The sequence below is a fragment of the Anaeromusa acidaminophila DSM 3853 genome (assembly GCF_000374545.1).
GTDB lineage: Bacteria > Bacillota > Negativicutes > Anaeromusales > Anaeromusaceae > Anaeromusa > Anaeromusa acidaminophila.
In genome coordinates this window covers 1-16,229 of the sequence record NZ_KB894619.1, presented here as the reverse complement: position 1 = coordinate 16,229, position 16,229 = coordinate 1, and the positions used below count along the sequence as shown (strand labels likewise).

Annotated in this window: 15 protein-coding genes and 1 tRNA gene; all 16 read right to left on the bottom strand. The window is 49.8% G+C overall.

What is annotated here, in order from left to right:
* The coding region (locus tag C508_RS19715) for a GTP-binding protein (RefSeq protein WP_215731990.1) at nucleotides 1-317 on the bottom strand (317 nt) is incomplete at its 3' end.
* A gap of 40 nt (nucleotides 318-357) precedes the next feature.
* Nucleotides 358-2,436 (bottom strand): elongation factor G, encoded by a 2,079-nt coding sequence (gene fusA, locus C508_RS0116860; protein WP_018704747.1) that lies wholly within the window; start codon nucleotides 2,434-2,436, stop codon nucleotides 358-360.
* Nucleotides 2,437-2,470: 34 nt separating this feature from the next.
* Nucleotides 2,471-2,941: a 30S ribosomal protein S7 gene (gene rpsG / locus C508_RS0116855; RefSeq protein ID WP_018704746.1), complete on the bottom strand. Its 471-nt coding sequence runs from the start codon at nucleotides 2,939-2,941 to the stop codon at nucleotides 2,471-2,473.
* A 32-nt stretch (nucleotides 2,942-2,973) separates the two neighbouring features.
* On the bottom strand, nucleotides 2,974-3,357 hold the full coding sequence (gene rpsL, locus C508_RS0116850) for a 30S ribosomal protein S12 (RefSeq protein ID WP_018704745.1): 384 nt from the start codon (nucleotides 3,355-3,357) through the stop codon (nucleotides 2,974-2,976).
* A gap of 98 nt (nucleotides 3,358-3,455) precedes the next feature.
* Nucleotides 3,456-3,707, bottom strand: a complete 252-nt coding sequence (locus C508_RS0116845) for a ribosomal L7Ae/L30e/S12e/Gadd45 family protein (RefSeq protein WP_018704744.1) — start codon at nucleotides 3,705-3,707, stop codon at nucleotides 3,456-3,458.
* Nucleotides 3,708-4,005: 298 nt separating this feature from the next.
* Complete coding sequence (gene rpoC, locus C508_RS0116840; RefSeq protein ID WP_018704743.1) at nucleotides 4,006-8,037, bottom strand: DNA-directed RNA polymerase subunit beta'; 4,032 nt, start codon at nucleotides 8,035-8,037, stop codon at nucleotides 4,006-4,008.
* A gap of 23 nt (nucleotides 8,038-8,060) precedes the next feature.
* The gene (rpoB, locus tag C508_RS0116835) at nucleotides 8,061-11,855 is read right to left on the bottom strand and encodes a DNA-directed RNA polymerase subunit beta (RefSeq protein WP_018704742.1); all 3,795 of its coding nucleotides are present in this window, start codon (nucleotides 11,853-11,855) and stop codon (nucleotides 8,061-8,063) included.
* Between the two features lie 462 nt (nucleotides 11,856-12,317).
* Nucleotides 12,318-12,686, bottom strand: a complete 369-nt coding sequence (gene rplL / locus C508_RS0116825) for a 50S ribosomal protein L7/L12 (protein ID WP_018704740.1) — start codon at nucleotides 12,684-12,686, stop codon at nucleotides 12,318-12,320.
* A gap of 74 nt (nucleotides 12,687-12,760) precedes the next feature.
* Entirely contained in the window at nucleotides 12,761-13,291 is a 531-nt protein-coding gene (rplJ, locus tag C508_RS0116820) for a 50S ribosomal protein L10 (RefSeq protein WP_026319582.1), read from the bottom strand.
* A 168-nt stretch (nucleotides 13,292-13,459) separates the two neighbouring features.
* Nucleotides 13,460-14,167, bottom strand: a complete 708-nt coding sequence (gene rplA, locus C508_RS0116815) for a 50S ribosomal protein L1 (RefSeq protein WP_018704738.1) — start codon at nucleotides 14,165-14,167, stop codon at nucleotides 13,460-13,462.
* Between the two features lie 54 nt (nucleotides 14,168-14,221).
* Nucleotides 14,222-14,647, bottom strand: coding sequence for a 50S ribosomal protein L11 (gene rplK / locus C508_RS0116810; protein WP_018704737.1), 426 nt, complete (start codon nucleotides 14,645-14,647; stop codon nucleotides 14,222-14,224).
* 56 nt (nucleotides 14,648-14,703) lie between these two features.
* Nucleotides 14,704-15,231, bottom strand: coding sequence for a transcription termination/antitermination protein NusG (gene nusG, locus C508_RS0116805; protein ID WP_018704736.1), 528 nt, complete (start codon nucleotides 15,229-15,231; stop codon nucleotides 14,704-14,706).
* 38 nt (nucleotides 15,232-15,269) lie between these two features.
* Nucleotides 15,270-15,482 (bottom strand): preprotein translocase subunit SecE, encoded by a 213-nt coding sequence (secE, locus tag C508_RS0116800; RefSeq protein ID WP_018704735.1) that lies wholly within the window; start codon nucleotides 15,480-15,482, stop codon nucleotides 15,270-15,272.
* A 32-nt stretch (nucleotides 15,483-15,514) separates the two neighbouring features.
* Nucleotides 15,515-15,590: transfer RNA gene (locus C508_RS0116795), tRNA-Trp, on the bottom strand.
* 20 nt (nucleotides 15,591-15,610) lie between these two features.
* Nucleotides 15,611-15,760 (bottom strand): 50S ribosomal protein L33, encoded by a 150-nt coding sequence (rpmG, locus tag C508_RS0116790; RefSeq protein WP_018704734.1) that lies wholly within the window; start codon nucleotides 15,758-15,760, stop codon nucleotides 15,611-15,613.
* A gap of 218 nt (nucleotides 15,761-15,978) precedes the next feature.
* Nucleotides 15,979-16,229: EF-Tu C-terminal domain-related protein (locus tag C508_RS19095; RefSeq protein ID WP_018704733.1), on the bottom strand; the 251-nt coding region annotated here is incomplete at its 5' end.

Genomic DNA, 16,229 nt, shown 5'->3' with positions numbered 1-16,229 from the left:
ACCACCAGAATGCCGCCGTCCATCTGCGCAGCACCGGTAATCATGTTTTTAACATAGTCAGCATGGCCGGGGCAGTCCACGTGAGCGTAGTGACGATTAGCCGTCTCGTACTCTACGTGGGCGGTGTTGATCGTAATACCGCGTTCGCGCTCTTCCGGAGCCTTGTCGATCATGTCATAACCCATAAACTGGGCGCCACCGGTTTTGGACAACACTTTCGTGATGGCTGCGGTCAGAGTCGTTTTGCCATGGTCAACGTGACCGATGGTGCCAATGTTCACATGGGGTTTGGTTCTTTCAAACTTTTGTTTTGCCATTTGTGAATTGCCTCCTTGCTATGAATATAGTATGGCTCGCTTAAGCGCCGCGCACTTTGGCAACAATCGCTTCGGCGATATTTTTCGGTACGTCTTCGTAATGGTCGAATTCCATGGAGTAGTTGCCGCGGCCCTGCGTACGCGAACGCAGGTCAGTAGCATAACCGAACATTTCCGCCAACGGTACGAATGCACGGATGGATTGGGCGCCCGCACGGGCTTCCATACCTTCAATGCGACCACGACGGGAGTTCAAGTCGCCGATAACGTCTCCCATGTAATCTTCCGGTACGATAACTTCTACCTTCATATAAGGCTCCAAGAGTGCCGGTTGCGCTTTTGCCGCACCAGCTTTGAAGCCCATGGAACCAGCAATTTTAAAGGCCATTTCCGAGGAGTCAACATCATGATAAGAACCGTCAAACACGGTAACTTTGATGTCTACCATCGGATAGCCGGCTACAACGCCGTTTTCCATAGCTTCCTTGACGCCATTTTCGATCGGCTGAATGTATTCGCGAGGAACCACGCCGCCGACGATTTTGTTCTCGAAAGTGAAGCCGGCACCAGGTTCTTGCGGCTCCAATTTGAGCCAGCAATGACCGTATTGGCCGCGACCGCCGGACTGACGCACAAACTTGCCTTCCGCTTCAACACTCTTGCGAATGGTTTCGCGGTAAGCAACCTGCGGTTTGCCCACGCTGCAATCGACTTTAAATTCGCGCAGCATGCGGTCAACGATGATTTCCAAGTGCAGCTCGCCCATGCCGGAAATAATGGTTTGGCCTGTTTCCGTGTCGGTGTAGGTCCGGAAAGTTGGATCTTCTTCCGCCAGACGGGATAAAGCAATACCCATTTTTTCCTGGTCAGCTTTCGTCTTGGGTTCCACCGCGACGGAGATAACCGGCTCGGGGAAAACCATCGTCTCGAGAATAATGCTTGCCTTCTCATCACAGAGAGTATCACCGGTCGTTGTATCTTTCAGTCCCACCGCAGCAGCGATGTCGCCAGTGTAGGCGATTTCGATTTCTTCACGACGATTAGCATGCATTTGCAGGATGCGACCAATGCGCTCCTTTTTGCCTTTCGTCGAGTTGAAAACGTAAGAACCGGAAGCCAGCGTGCCGGAGTAAACCCGGAAGAAGGAAAGACGACCCACGAAGGGATCTGCCATGATTTTGAACGCCAATGCGGAGAAAGGCAGTTCATCGCTGGCAGCACGCTCATCTTCTTCGCCAGTGTCGGGGTCAACGCCTTTGATCGCCGGAATATCCAGCGGCGAAGGCATGTAATCCACAACGCCGTCCAAGAGAGGCTGCACGCCTTTGTTCTTGTAAGAAGAACCGCAGAAAACCGGAGTCATTTTGCAAGCAATGGTCGCTTTACGAACGCCGGCTTTGATTTCTTCCTTAGTCAGCTCTTCGCCTTCCAAGTACTTCATCATCAGCTCGTCATCGCTTTCAGCCACTGCATCCAGAAGCGCCTGGCGGTATTCTTCCGCCTGCTCCTGCATGTCTTCGGGAATCTCAGTCGCTTCGCTGGTTTTGCCGAGGTCGTCCGTATAAATGACGGCCTTCATGTCGATGAGGTCTACGAAGCCCTTAAAGGTGTCTTCATAACCGATCGGCAGTTGCAACGGCACCGGGTGGGCGCCGAGGCGGCTTTTCATCATATCCACAACACGGAAGAAGTCCGCGCCGAGGATATCCATTTTGTTAACATAGGCCATACGAGGCACGCTGTATTTGTCAGCTTGCCGCCACACCGTTTCCGACTGCGGCTCAACGCCACCCTTTGCGCAAAAAACAGCTACCGAGCCGTCCAATACGCGCAAGGAACGCTCCACTTCTACCGTGAAGTCCACGTGACCAGGTGTGTCAATGATGTTGATGCGATGATCATTCCACTGGCAGGTAGTAGCAGCCGAGGTAATGGTAATCCCACGCTCTTGCTCCTGTACCATCCAGTCCATGGTCGCAGCGCCATCATGCACTTCGCCGATTTTGTGTACCCGACCGGTATAGAAAAGGATGCGTTCAGTAGTAGTGGTTTTGCCGGCGTCGATATGTGCCATGATGCCGATGTTCCGTGTTTTCTCAAGAGGAAACTTACGGGCCACTGTTTTCACTCCTTATCTTGAACACAACCCTGTTTTACCAGCGATAATGTGCAAACGCTTTATTGGCTTCCGCCATTTTATGCGTATCTTCTTTTTTCTTGATCGTAGCGCCAGTGCTGTTCGCTGCATCCATCAGCTCGGCAGCCAAACGCTCCATCATGGTTTTTTCGCCGCGCAGACGCGCGTAGTTTACCAACCAGCGAATTCCCAGGGACAGGCGACGATCAGGACGCACTTCCACAGGAACTTGGTAGTTCGCACCGCCAACACGACGAGCGCGTACTTCCAGGACCGGCATGGCATTTTTCAGAGCCGCTTCGAATACTTCCATCGGATCTTTGCCAGTTTTGGCGCGCATTACTTCGAATGCATCATATACAATGCCTTCAGCAACGCCTTTTTTGCCATCCAACATAACTTTGTTGATGAACCGGGTTACAAGCTTGGAGTTGTATACCGGATCTGCCAACACGTCACGCTTCGGCACAGGACCTTTTCTCGGCATAATACCCCTCCTAAACCTTACTCATGCGAAATTTATTTTTTCGCAGCCTTCGGACGTTTTGCACCGTATTTAGAACGGCTCTGGTTGCGATTGGCCACACCGGCGGAATCAAGAGCTCCGCGCACAATATGGTAACGCACACCCGGCAAGTCCTTAACACGGCCACCACGAATCAGGACCACGCTATGCTCCTGCAGGTTATGACCAATGCCAGGAATGTACGCTGTTACTTCGATCGAGTTGGTCAGACGCACCCTTGCTACTTTCCGAAGAGCAGAGTTCGGTTTTTTCGGAGTTGTCGTATATACTCTCGTGCAAACACCACGCTTTTGCGGGCATTCCTTCATGGCGGGAGCAGTCGATTTTTTCACGATTTGTTCTCTGCTTTTACGAACCAATTGGTTAATTGTCGGCATTACTGTTGCACCTCCTTCCCCATCACTGGGATTTAGAATTTAAAACATTTCGCAGCAGCTTGCCACCGCGAAAGGTTTAACAAAAAAAGAACGCCCTCTCACATATCGCGGAGAAGCGCCACAGCCGAAGCGCCAACTTCAATCCCACACGCCCGACCAAGCTCTTGCATCGTTGCCGATTCATCCAGGGGCACATTGTGCTTTTCCAGAAGAGCCAACAGCCCTTGCACTAATCGCGGCTCCGCGTCAGCCGCCACAAAAACTGTGACCGCCTCGCCTCGTTCTACCGCTTTGCTTACCTGCTTAATTCCGACAACCTTGCGGCTTACCTTGAAAGCATCCGGTTTCATCGCACTCACCTCGCTTGAAAGAGTTCTTTCAAAAGGCAGATTTACACTTCTATTTCAAGGCACTACCTAATATTATCACTAGCCTTCTGGAGTGTCAATAAAAAACAGTGAAGAAAATGCCATTTTTCTCATGTTTTTCGCCTTGTTTTATTTCCACGGTTCCAGGTGTTTCTTTTTACTGTTTTTTACAGCAAATTTTCAGGCAAATAGCTCCATTATGCAAAATACGCACGTCTTTTTTTGACGTGCGTATTTTGTACATAATTATTTTTTTCAGAGAAAATTCGAGCGCTTTTGTTTACTCTTCGCCATTTTCGAGCAAATCACTCACTGCTTCATCCGCCATTTCATCCGCCGGCGCCATAATAGGCCGCTCACGGTCGATAATACGAATGTTGCGGTAACGACTCATGCCGGTACCCGCAGGAATCAATTTGCCGATAATTACGTTCTCTTTGAGCCCCAGCAAGGGGTCAATTTTGCCCTTAATAGCCGCTTCCGTCAACACGCGAGTCGTTTCTTGGAAGGACGCAGCCGATAAGAACGAGTCCGTAGCCAAGGAAGCCTTGGTAATGCCCAGCAGAATGGGACGACCCACAGCCGGTTCGCCGCCTGTTTCCACAACCAATGCATTATCTTCTTCCAAGGTGTTAACATCCACATATTCACCCGGCAGCACTTCACTGTCGCCGGATTCTTCGATTTTAACCTTATGCATCATCTGACGCACCATAACTTCAATATGCTTGTCGTTAATCTCAACGCCCTGAGATTTGTACACTTTCTGTACTTCATACACCAGGTAGCGCTGGGTCGCACCGACGCCGCAAATGCGCAGAATGTCATGAGGATTAGCAGAGCCCTCGGTCAGACGGTCTCCAGGCTGCACGGAATGTCCGGTCTGCACGATGATACGCGCCCCGTAAGGAATCGGATAGATGCGCTCTTCCCCTTCGGGCGTAATGACAGTAACCTTGCGGGCGCCTTTGACGTCCTTGACATCTACTGCGCCGGTCACTTCACTCAAGATCGCCTGACGTTTAGGTTTGCGCGCTTCAAACAATTCCTCAACACGAGGCAGACCCTGGGTAATATCATCGCCAGCTACACCGCCCGTATGGAACGTACGCATGGTCAACTGCGTACCAGGCTCGCCGATAGACTGCGCAGCAATAATACCTACCGCTTCGCCGACATCGACAATATGCCCGGTCGCCAAGTTGCGGCCATAGCAATGAATGCATACACCGTAACGCGAGCGGCAAGTCAACACGGAACGAATCTTAACGGTTTTGCGGACTTTGACTACTTCATCCGCCAAAGTCTCATCAATCATCGTATTCAAAGGCACAATGACGCGACCGGATTCGGGATCCACAATTTCTTCGGCCACAATACGGCCGACGATGCGGTCTTTCAACGGTTCAATAACACTATTGCCTTCAGTAATGGCCGATACTTCAATACCGCGGATGTCATTGCAGCGGACTTTAACTTCACGGACATCGCTGTCCAAAATCGTATCCACCATGGCTTCCGTAAGAATTTCGCCTTTAGGCAGCAATTCTTCGCCTTCAGTTGTACGAACAATCTCTTCGGCAGGACGTCCTACCATATCGCGAATCATCGAAGTCCGAATGGCGCTTCGGATATTCACATCGGTCTCGCCTACGGTAATCGTTACATACTCGTCTTCTTCACCTTCATTGATGCTCCAGACGGTAACATCCAAAATGTCGCTTTCATAAATAAGCTGCAGTTGCTCGTCTTCCAACAGCGTTTCCGCTTCCACAACCACTTCGCCTGTTTTGTAATCCAGCACATCCTGCGCCGTCACACGACCGCCAAGCTTTTCTTTGAGTTCAATCAAGTTCAGACGTCCCTGTTTAGCCAGACGCGCCCGTTCGCGCACCAAGTTAATGCCGACTACATCGCAGTCGTCTTCGCGAACGATGACATCCTGCGCCACGTCAACCAGACGGCGGGTCAAATAACCGGAATCCGCCGTCCGAAGCGCCGTATCAGCCAAACCTTTACGAGCGCCGTGAGTGGAAATAAAGTATTCCAAAACCGTAAGGCCTTCACGGAAGTTCGCCTTAATCGGCAAGTCGATAATCCGACCGGACGGATCCGCCATCAGACCGCGCATACCAGCCAGCTGACGAATCTGCTGGATGTTACCGCGGGCGCCGGAGTTAGCCATCATGTAAACCGGATTGTTGAAGCGATCCAAGTTTTCCATCATCGCTTTGGTAATATCGTCAGTCGCTGTCGTCCACAGCTTAATCACTTTTTGGTATCGCTCATCTTCGGTAATCAAACCACGGCGGTACAGCATGTCGATTTTGTCAACCTGCGTTTCCGCTTCTGCCAAAATTTCTTTCTTCTTCGGCGGAATGATAATATCCGAAATGGCAACAGTTACGCCAGCCAAGCAGGCATAATGATAGCCCAGACGCTTGACGCTATCCAAGATAGCAGCCGTCCGCGAATTGCCAAAAAGGCGATAGGACTCAGCCACCAGCTTGCCTAGTTCCTTTTTATCCATGAGCTTGCCCAGGTGAATAAAGCCGTCTTCCAGATAGTAGTGACGGATCTCTTCGGGCAGCTCTTCATTAAAGAGCAACCGACCAAGTGTCGTAACAACCAGCAGTTCTTTCTCGATCACTTCCATGCCCAGTTTTTCCTGAACAAAGGCAGGCACTTTCATGCGCACTTTGACTTCCGCCTGCAAAGAAAGTTCCTCATGCTGATAGGCCAAAAGGGCTTCGTTAATATCAGACAGCACCTTGCCTTCGCCTTTTTGGTTTTCCTTAACAATAGTCAGATAGTACGCGCCCAGAACCATATCCTGCGTCGGTACCGCTACCGGCTTGCCATCTTTCGTCGAAAGAATATTATGAGCCGACAGCATCAAAAGGCGTGCTTCCGCTTGCGCTTCTGCAGACAGCGGCACGTGAACAGCCATTTGGTCACCGTCAAAGTCAGCGTTATAAGCGGTACATACCAACGGATGCAGCTTAATTGCGCGACCTTCCGTCAAGACAGGTTCAAAGGCCTGAATGCCTAATCTATGCAACGTCGGAGCGCGGTTCAACAGCACAGGATGTTCCTTGATAACTTCTTCCAGCACATCCCACACTTCCGGCTTCACCCGTTCCACCATGCGCTTGGCGCTTTTGATGTTATGAGCATGCCCGGCATTGACCAGCTTTTTCATCACAAAAGGTTTAAACAGCTCTAAGGCCATTTCTTTCGGCAAGCCGCATTGGTGCAGCTTCAGTTCCGGACCGACAACAATAACGGAACGGCCCGAATAGTCAACACGTTTGCCCAACAAGTTCTGACGGAAACGGCCCTGTTTGCCTTTGAGCATATCGCTCAAAGACTTGAGGGGCCGATTTCCCGGCCCGGTAACCGGGCGACCACGACGACCATTATCAATCAAAGCGTCGACGGCTTCCTGCAGCATACGTTTTTCATTGCGTACAATAATATCGGGAGCGCCCAAATCAAGCAGACGCTTCAGCCGATTATTACGGTTAATCACGCGACGGTACAGATCGTTCAAATCCGACGTGGCAAAGCGCCCGCCGTCAAGCTGCACCATGGGGCGAAGTTCCGGCGGAATTACCGGCACTACGTCCATAATCATCCACGAAGGACGATTCCCAGACTTGCGGAATGCCTCCACCACTTCCAAACGGCGAATGGCGCGTACTTTCCGCTGGCCGCTAACTTCTTTCAGTTCCCGGCGCAGCTCTTTGCTCAAGGTTTCCAGATCCAGCTCATCCAGTAATTGCTTGACCGCTTCCGCGCCCATGCCAACTTTAAAAGCAGCTCCGTATTTATCCCTAGCTTCGCGGTATTCGTTTTCGCTAAGAAGTTGTTTCTTCATTAGCGAAGTTTCCCCCGCATCCAACACTAGGTAAGAAGCAAAGTACAATACTTTTTCCAAAGAACGGGGAGAAACATCTAAAATCAACCCCATCCGACTGGGGATACCTTTGAAGTACCAAATATGAGAAACCGGCGCTGCCAGTTCAATATGGCCCATTCGTTCGCGGCGCACTTTAGAGCGGGTTACTTCAACGCCGCAGCGGTCGCAGACAATACCTTTGTAACGAATGCGCTTGTATTTTCCGCAATGGCATTCCCAATCGCGTGTGGGTCCGAAGATTTTTTCGCAAAAGAGACCGTCCCGTTCCGGCTTTAAGGTCCGGTAGTTGATTGTCTCCGGCTTCTTCACTTCCCCATAGGACCACTTGCGGATTTGTTCCGGCGAAGCCAATCCAATACGCATGGAGTCAAAGTTATTCACGTCCAACAAAGGGTGGTCACTCCCTTCCCAAATTACTCGTCGTAATTTTCAAGATCAGCCAGAAAATCTTTTTGACTGAGCTTTTTCTCTTTTAATTTCAGCTTTTTGGAGGCACCCTTTTGGCCATCTTCATCCAACTCGCCAGGTTCTGGTTCAGCAGAAGAAAGATCTCCTAATTCGGCAATAATATCAAAGCCCTCCAGCACATCCGGCTCATCGCTTGTTTCTTCCGCTTCCTCGCTAGGCGAGTCTGCGTAATGGCTATCTGGGTGGGCCGGAGCCTGCGGCGCTTCACCCGCCAGGTTCAGCTCCAACTCTTTGGCCGTTTCCTGAATGTCTTCATCCGTATCGCGAATGAGTATTTCCTGAGCGTCTTCGGTTAACACCTTGACATCCAGTCCAATACTTTGCAATTCCTTAATCAATACCTTAAAGGACTCCGGCACGCCAGGCTCCGGTACGTTTTCCCCTTTAACAATGGCTTCGTACGTCTTAACGCGACCAACCACGTCATCGGATTTAACCGTAAGCAGTTCTTGCAGTGTATAGGCTGCGCCATAGGCCTCGAGCGCCCACACTTCCATCTCGCCAAAACGCTGGCCGCCGAACTGGGCCTTGCCGCCCAAAGGCTGCTGCGTAACTAGCGAGTACGGTCCGGTGGAACGAGCATGGATTTTGTCGTCAACCAAGTGAGCCAGTTTCAGCATGTACACAAAACCGACCGTAACCGGATTATCAAAAGGCTCACCGGTACGTCCGTCATACAATACGGTTTTACCGTTATCAGGCAGCCCTGCGGCACGGAGGGTTTGGAAAATTTCACTTTCCCCTGCGCCGTCAAAGACCGGCGTTGCTAAATGCAAACCAGCAACATCCGGCTGCGGCATACCTTTCGCTTTCACATCATAACCCAAGCCTTCGAGACGCTCAGCAATATCCGGCGCTCCTTGCTTGATCTGCATGCCCAGCGCATGCGCCGCCATGCCTAAATGCGTTTCCAAAATCTGACCGATATTCATACGCGATGGTACGCCCAAGGGGTTAAGCACAATTTGCACCGGCGTGCCATCAGGCAGGAACGGCATATCTTCTTCACGCATAATGCGCGAAACGACACCTTTGTTACCATGGCGGCCAGCCATTTTATCGCCGACGGAGATTTTCCGTTTTTGAGCGATATAAACGCGCACCAACTGGTTAACGCCTGGTGGCAGTTCGTCACCATTTTCGCGGGTAAATACCTTCACATCGACGATTTTACCAGCCTCGCCATGAGGAACTTTCAAAGAAGTATCGCGAACTTCACGAGCCTTTTCACCAAAGATAGCCCGCAACAGACGCTCTTCTGCAGTCAGTTCGGTCTCCCCTTTAGGAGTAACTTTACCAACTAAAATATCTCCAGGACGTACTTCCGCGCCGATGCGGATAATACCGCGTTCGTCGATATCCTTCAAAGCTTCTTCCGCCACATTGGGAATATCGCGGGTGATTTCTTCCGGCCCCAGTTTGGTATCCCGAGCCTCGCACTCATATTCTTCAATATGAATGGAAGTATAGACATCCTCTTTGACCAGCTTTTCGCTCAAAAGGATGGCATCCTCGTAGTTGTAGCCTTCCCATGGCATATATGCCACCAGCACGTTAAAGCCCAAGGCCAGTTCGCCCCGGTCAGTCGCAGGTCCGTCCGCCAGCACTTGGCCGCGCACCACGCGTTCATCCTTGCGAACAATGGGTTTTTGGTTAATGCAAGTTCCTTGGTTGGAACGCATAAATTTGGTCATCCGGTAGGTTTCCAGACGTCCGTCATCACAGCGCAGACCAATTTCCAACGCGCTAACCCGTTCAATCACACCGTCGCTTTTCGCTAGAATTACAACGCCGGAATCACAGGCGGCACGATATTCCATACCGGTTCCGACCAGCGGCGCCTGCGTCCGCAGAAGCGGCACGGCTTGACGCTGCATGTTCGCGCCCATGAGAGCACGGTTGGCATCATCGTTTTCTAAGAAAGGAATCATCGCCGTAGCAATGGATACAACCTGTTTCGGAGACACGTCAACATAATCGACTTGCTCTGCCGGCACTACCAACGTATCATGACGATAACGAACCGTTACGCGCGGATGGGCAAACCAGCCTTCGGGCGTAATTTCCTCGTTCGCCTGGGCGCAAATGCCTTCATCTTCTTCATCAGCAGTCAAATAGACCACTTCTTCCGTAACAATACGATTGACCTTGTCGATTTTCCGATAAGGAGTTTCGATAAAGCCAAAAGCGTTGATACGGCCAAACGTAGACAGCGAGCCAATCAGACCGATATTCGGACCTTCCGGCGTCTCAATCGGACACATACGGCCATAGTGAGAATGGTGAACGTCGCGGACTTCAAAGCCGGCGCGTTCACGGCTCAAACCGCCAGGTCCCAAGGCGCTGAGACGACGTTTATGCGTCAATTCCGCCAAAGGATTGGTTTGGTCCATAAACTGAGACAGCTGACTGGAACCAAAAAATTCCTTAATTGCCGCCACAACAGGGCGAATATTAATCAAAGCCTGCGGATAAATTCCTTCGACCTCTTGAATGGTCATACGCTCTTTAACAACCCGTTCCATACGAGAAAGACCGATACGGAACTGATTTTGCAAGAGTTCGCCGACGGAACGCAGACGACGGTTGCCTAGATGATCAATGTCATCGGTATTGCCGAATCCATCCATCAAATTCAACAGATAGTTAATAGAAGCAATAATATCCTGACGTGTAATCGTCCGGTGCTGATAAGGCAAGTTCGGATTGGCAATGACTTTAATAGCCTGGCCTTCCTTATTGCGAATATAAGCCACATTCAGGCGATCGCCTTCAAATAAACCGGAAGCTTCTACGGCATTCAAAGCCTGCTCGTCAAGAACAGTCCCTTCTTCCGCCACTACTTCCCCGGTAGACTCGTCCACTAACGGCTGGGCCAACGTCTTGCCCATCAAACGCCGCCGCCACCCCAGTTTCTTGCCGAGCTTGTAACGGCCAACTGTCGCCAGATCATACCGCTTCGGATCGAAGAACAGCGATTCCAACAACTGCTGCGCATTTTCTACTGTCGGCGGTTCACCGGGACGCAGACGTTTATAGATTTCCACCAGCGCTTCTTCTTTCGAGCTGGTGCTGTCACGCTCCAACGTGGCCTGAATACGCGTGTCTTCAGCAAAAAGCTCTGCAATGACACTATTGGATGCATAGCCTAAAGCACGCACCAAAATAGTGGCCGGCAGTTTTCTAGTCCGGTCAACGCGCACAGAAATCACGTCATTGGCATCTGTTTCCAGCTCCAACCACGCGCCACGATTCGGAATGACTGTTGCATGATACAGTTTTTTACCGCTGGTATCAATCGTTTCCCCATAGTAAGCACCAGGAGAACGAACCAACTGGCTAACAATAACACGTTCTGCGCCATTAATAATGAACGTGCCAGTTTCCGTCATTAACGGAAACTCACCCATGAACACTTCTTGCTCTTTAATCTCACCGGTTTCACGGTTGATTAAACGCACATTCACCTTGAGCGGCGCCGCAAAAGTAACGTCCCGCTCTTTGCATTCCTCAACGGAATACTTTGGTTCTCCCAGGGAGAAGCCTTCAAAGGAAAGCTGCAAATTGCCCGTAAAATCCTGAATGGGCGAGATATCCTGGAAGATTTCCTGCAATCCTTCTTCCAAAAACCACTCATATGACCGCTTCTGAATCTCGATCAGGTTGGGCATGTCAAGTACTTCGTCAATCTTTGCATAGCTGTACCTGACTCTCTTTCCTACAGGAACAGGTTTGAACATGAACCCCTTCACCCCTTACACGAAATGAATAAATTCCAAGGCACCAGGCGTCGCGGCAGTCCTTAGACCGGCATAGCACAACAAAGCCGCCAAAGGCATGTGGTAATGGAAAACGAAAAAAGACAAGGTATCGTTCTTTTCTACATACCTTGCTTTTTCAAACGCAAGAAGTTACTCCTTACGCATGTCGTTCTGCTTTGTTAATCTCCATTCCATTTCGCTTGGCGACGCCAATCCCAGATACTGCTATTCTTTATTGCTTGGTAAAAGATATCGCGTTTTATTATGCTACCATTCTTTCTTTAATTTGTCAATTGTTTTTGCAAAAAACATCGGCTTGTTGCGATGAAGTTTACCTTTACCGCACAATTCAAGAATTAATTTCCATTTAAACAGCGAACCATTAAAAGAAGAAAATAAAAAAAGACCATCCTGTATAACAGGATGGTCTTTTAAAAAAGCTTACTTTACTTCAACAGTAGCGCCAGCTTCTTCAAGCTTAGCTTTCAGAGCGTCAGCGTCAGCTTTAGCAACTTTTTCTTTGATGGCTTTCGGAGCACCGTCAACCAGTTCTTTGGCTTCTTTCAAGCCCAGGCCGGTAGCTTCGCGAACTACTTTAATTACGTTGATTTTGCTAGCGCCAGCGTTAGCCAAAATTACGTCAAATTCGCTTTTTTCTTCAGCAGCGGCAGCGCCGGCAGCCGGAGCAGCAGCAACAGCTACGGGAGCAGCAGCGCTAACACCGAATTTTTCTTCCAGAGCTTTCACCAGCTCGGACAGTTCGAGAACGCTCATGTTCTCAATGGCTTGCATAATTTCTTCTTTAGTCATGTCATATACCTCCAAACAAAATGTTTAAATTTTTGCTAACAGAAACTTGGAAGGCCATCGGCCTTCTTTATGCCTTACGCCGACTCTTTTTGTTGGCGAACTGCATCCAATGCATAGACCAAATTGCGGATGTTTCCTTGGAGCACGTTGACCAGGCCCGTGATCGGGGACTGCATGCTGCCGAGCATCTTGGCAATAAGGACCTCCCGGGACGGCAAGCTGGCAAGGGCTTTGACACCTTTTTCATCGATGACATTACCTTCCACCAAGCCCGCTTTAACTTCCAATACCTGTAGTTTATGCTCTTTCACAAAATCAGTAATGATTTTGGCAGGAGCTACAGGATCGGTTGTGGAAATTGCCATGGCGGTCGGACCTTCCAAATAGACGTCCAAACCTTCCAGGCCCGCTTCCTGAGCAGCAATGCGGGTCATCGTGTTTTTGACAACACGGTAGTCCACGCCAGCTTCACGCAGTTGACGGCGCAATTTAGTGTCTTGAGCAACAGTGAGACCACGATAGTTTACTAATACAGCGCCTTTGGCACTGGTCAGTTTTTCTTTCAGTTCTGCTACTGTCGCTTGTTTTGCAGCGGTTATGGCCATTTCATCCACCTCCTTTAGATTGCTGAAATAGAAACGACCTCTCGGCTGAAGCCGAGAGGTCGCAAAATACGAAATTACTTTCATACCTATACAACCACCTCAACCTCTGCAGGCGGACTAACGTCCTTACGCGCAAAAGCGCCTGCTCTCTACAGCCGAGAAAGTCAATTATTCTTTTTTGCCTGCCGTAGCGCGAGTAGGATTAATTTTAATTCCAGGTCCCATCGTCGTGCTGACAGTAATGGCACGCATGTACTGTCCTTTAGCAGCAGAAGGCTTCGCCTTGTTCAAAGTTTCAATGAGAGTTTGGAAGTTTTCCAAAAGCTTAGCGCTTTCGAAAGAACCTTTGCCGATCGGAGCATGAATATTACCAGCTTTATCGGTACGGTATTCGATCTTACCAGCTTTAATCTCATTGATGGCGCGAGTTACATCAAGCGTAACCGTACCAACTTTAGGATTCGGCATTAAACCGCGAGGTCCCAAGACTTTACCCAAGCGACCTACCAGACCCATCATATCCGGCGTAGCGACAGCTACGTCAAAATCGGTCCAGCCGCCCTGGATTTTTTGCACCAATTCCTCGGCGCCGACAACGTCAGCACCAGCGGCTTCGGCTTCTTTGGCTTTTTCGCCTTTAGCAAAAACCAGAACGCTCTTGGATTTGCCAGTGCCGTGCGGCAATACTACTGCACCGCGCACCTGCTGATCCGCATGTTTAGGATCAACACCTAATTTTACAGCCACTTCAACGGTTTCGTCGAATTTAGCAGTAACAATTTTTTTGACAAGCTCAAAAGCTTCTGCAACTTCATACAACTTGTCAGCTTCCACCAATTTGGCGGCTTCTTGATACTTCTTACCGAATTTAGCCATTTAAAATTCCTCCTATGTGGTACTTACGGAATAATCCTCCCACAAGACACCTTCTTAGTCGACGATGTCAATGCCCATGCTGCGAGCGGTGCCTTCAATCATACGCATTGCAGCATCCACGCTAGCGGCATTCAAATCCGCCATTTTGCTTTCTGCAATTTCACGAACTTTGTCGCGCTGCAGTTTTGCAACTTTCTTTTTGTTCGGCTCACCAGACGCTTTTTCCAGACCAGCAGCTTTTTTGAGCAATACAGCAGCCGGAGGAGTCTTGGTAATGAAGGTAAAGGAACGATCTTCAAAAACGGTGATTTCAACCGGAATGATCAGACCCGCCTGAGCGGCTGTTCTTTCATTGAAGTCCTTTACAAACGCCATGATGTTCACGCCAGCTTGACCTAACGCAGGGCCTACCGGAGGCGCCGGAGTGGCTTTGCCTGCGGGAACTTGCAATTTCACGAGTTTGATTACTTTTTTTGCCATTTTTTCCACCTCCTCATTGTGGTTACAACGATCTATCTAAAGGATAATTTCAAAGATTATATCTTTTCAACTTGAGTAAAATCAAGTTCCACAGGAGTTTCCCTGCCGAACATATCAACAAGCACGCGCAACTTACCCTTCTCCGGGTCAATATGCACAACTTTAGCTTCCCAACCTTCAAATGCTCCAGATTTAATCCGGACCATCTGCGAAAGTTCCAAGTCCACCTTGGGCTTTTCTTCCATTCCCATGGAACGAAGAATTTGACGCGTTTCCGCTTCACTCAAAGGAATGGGCTTAGTTCCCGAGCCAACAAAGCCTGTCACTCCCGGCGTGTTGCGCACAACATACCAAGAACGATCGTTCACGATCATTTCCACCAGAACATAGCCTGGAAAGACTTTGCGCTTGATTACTTTTTTACGGCCATCTTTGATTTCCACTTCGTCTTCCATCGGCACAAGAACGTTAAAGATCTCATTCTCCATGCCCATGGACTGCACTTTGCGTTCCAAGTTGGCTTTTACTTTGTTTTCATAACCAGAATAGGTATGGATTACATACCACATCTTTTCAGAATCCATCGCCTTTTCACACAGGGGGCCTTCCCCCTATCTCCTAGTTACTTGATCACCGCACGCAACAACCCGCTGAAGCCGGCATCGATGATCCAAATCAGCATGGCTACTGCCACGGTGGCAACAAATACTACGCCTGTATACGAAAGCAATTCCTTGCGGGTCGGCCAAGTCACTTTTTTAAGTTCTGCCCGAACTTCACGGAAAAAGCGTTTCCACTGCGCAGTTCCTTGCGCCGCAGTCTCCTGAGCAGCCATCGTTTCACATCCTCGTCTTCCAAGCAATAGGTTGGCAGGGGCGGCAGGAATCGAACCCGCAACCAACGGTTTTGGAGACCGCTACTCTACCAATTGAGCTACACCCCTATCCAATTACGAGCCTGACCTTACTTTGTTTCTTTGTGTACGGTATGTTTCTTGCAAAACTTGCAATACTTGCTCAGTTCAATACGATCAGGATCGTTTTTCTTGTTCTTATTGGACTGATAGTTGCGTTGTTTGCATTCCGTACAAGCCAACGTAATCGCGTTACGCATCGTCTGTACCTCTCTTACCTGCAAAAATCATTATATTGCAAACGTTACTAATACAATTTAGCACACTTCCCCTAGGCTGTCAACAACATTCCATGCGTCTTCACGCCCGGCAAAGAACAACCCAGGAAGCTGACGCTCCCCGGGTTGGCGCTTGCCGCAACGCAGTAACCACGCTCAGGCAAAGCATGTGTTTATTGCACTGTAACAACTCACCAAAGTTACGCGTTGATTGCGGTAACTACGCCGGCGCCGACGGTGCGGCCGCCTTCGCGGATAGCAAAACGCAGGCCTTCTTCAACGGCGATGGGGGTAATCAATTCGATAGCCATCTGCACGTTGTCGCCAGGCATAACCATTTCCGTGCCTTCGGGCAAGGTGATCACGCCGGTTACGTCGGTCGTACGGAAGTAGAACTGCGGACGGTAGCCGTTAAAGAACGGAGTGTGACGGCCGCCTTCTTCTTTGGACA

Bases quoted from the DNA above. Each gene is read 5' to 3' on its own strand.
- rpsG (WP_018704746.1), bottom strand. From the start codon at position 2,941: ATGCCGAGAAAAGGTCCTGTGCCGAAGCGTGACGTGTTGGCAGATCCG.
- rpsL (WP_018704745.1), bottom strand. From the start codon at position 3,357: ATGCCGACAATTAACCAATTGGTTCGTAAAAGCAGAGAACAAATCGTG.
- C508_RS0116845 (WP_018704744.1), bottom strand. From the start codon at position 3,707: ATGAAACCGGATGCTTTCAAGGTAAGCCGCAAGGTTGTCGGAATTAAG.
- rpoB (WP_018704742.1), bottom strand. From the start codon at position 11,855: ATGTTCAAACCTGTTCCTGTAGGAAAGAGAGTCAGGTACAGCTATGCA.
- rplL (WP_018704740.1), bottom strand. From the start codon at position 12,686: ATGACTAAAGAAGAAATTATGCAAGCCATTGAGAACATGAGCGTTCTC.
- rplJ (WP_026319582.1), bottom strand. From the start codon at position 13,291: ATGGCCATAACCGCTGCAAAACAAGCGACAGTAGCAGAACTGAAAGAA.
- rplA (WP_018704738.1), bottom strand. From the start codon at position 14,167: ATGGCTAAATTCGGTAAGAAGTATCAAGAAGCCGCCAAATTGGTGGAA.
- rplK (WP_018704737.1), bottom strand. From the start codon at position 14,647: ATGGCAAAAAAAGTAATCAAACTCGTGAAATTGCAAGTTCCCGCAGGC.
- nusG (WP_018704736.1), bottom strand. From the start codon at position 15,231: ATGGATTCTGAAAAGATGTGGTATGTAATCCATACCTATTCTGGTTAT.
- secE (WP_018704735.1), bottom strand. From the start codon at position 15,482: ATGGCTGCTCAGGAGACTGCGGCGCAAGGAACTGCGCAGTGGAAACGC.
- rpmG (WP_018704734.1), bottom strand. From the start codon at position 15,760: ATGCGTAACGCGATTACGTTGGCTTGTACGGAATGCAAACAACGCAAC.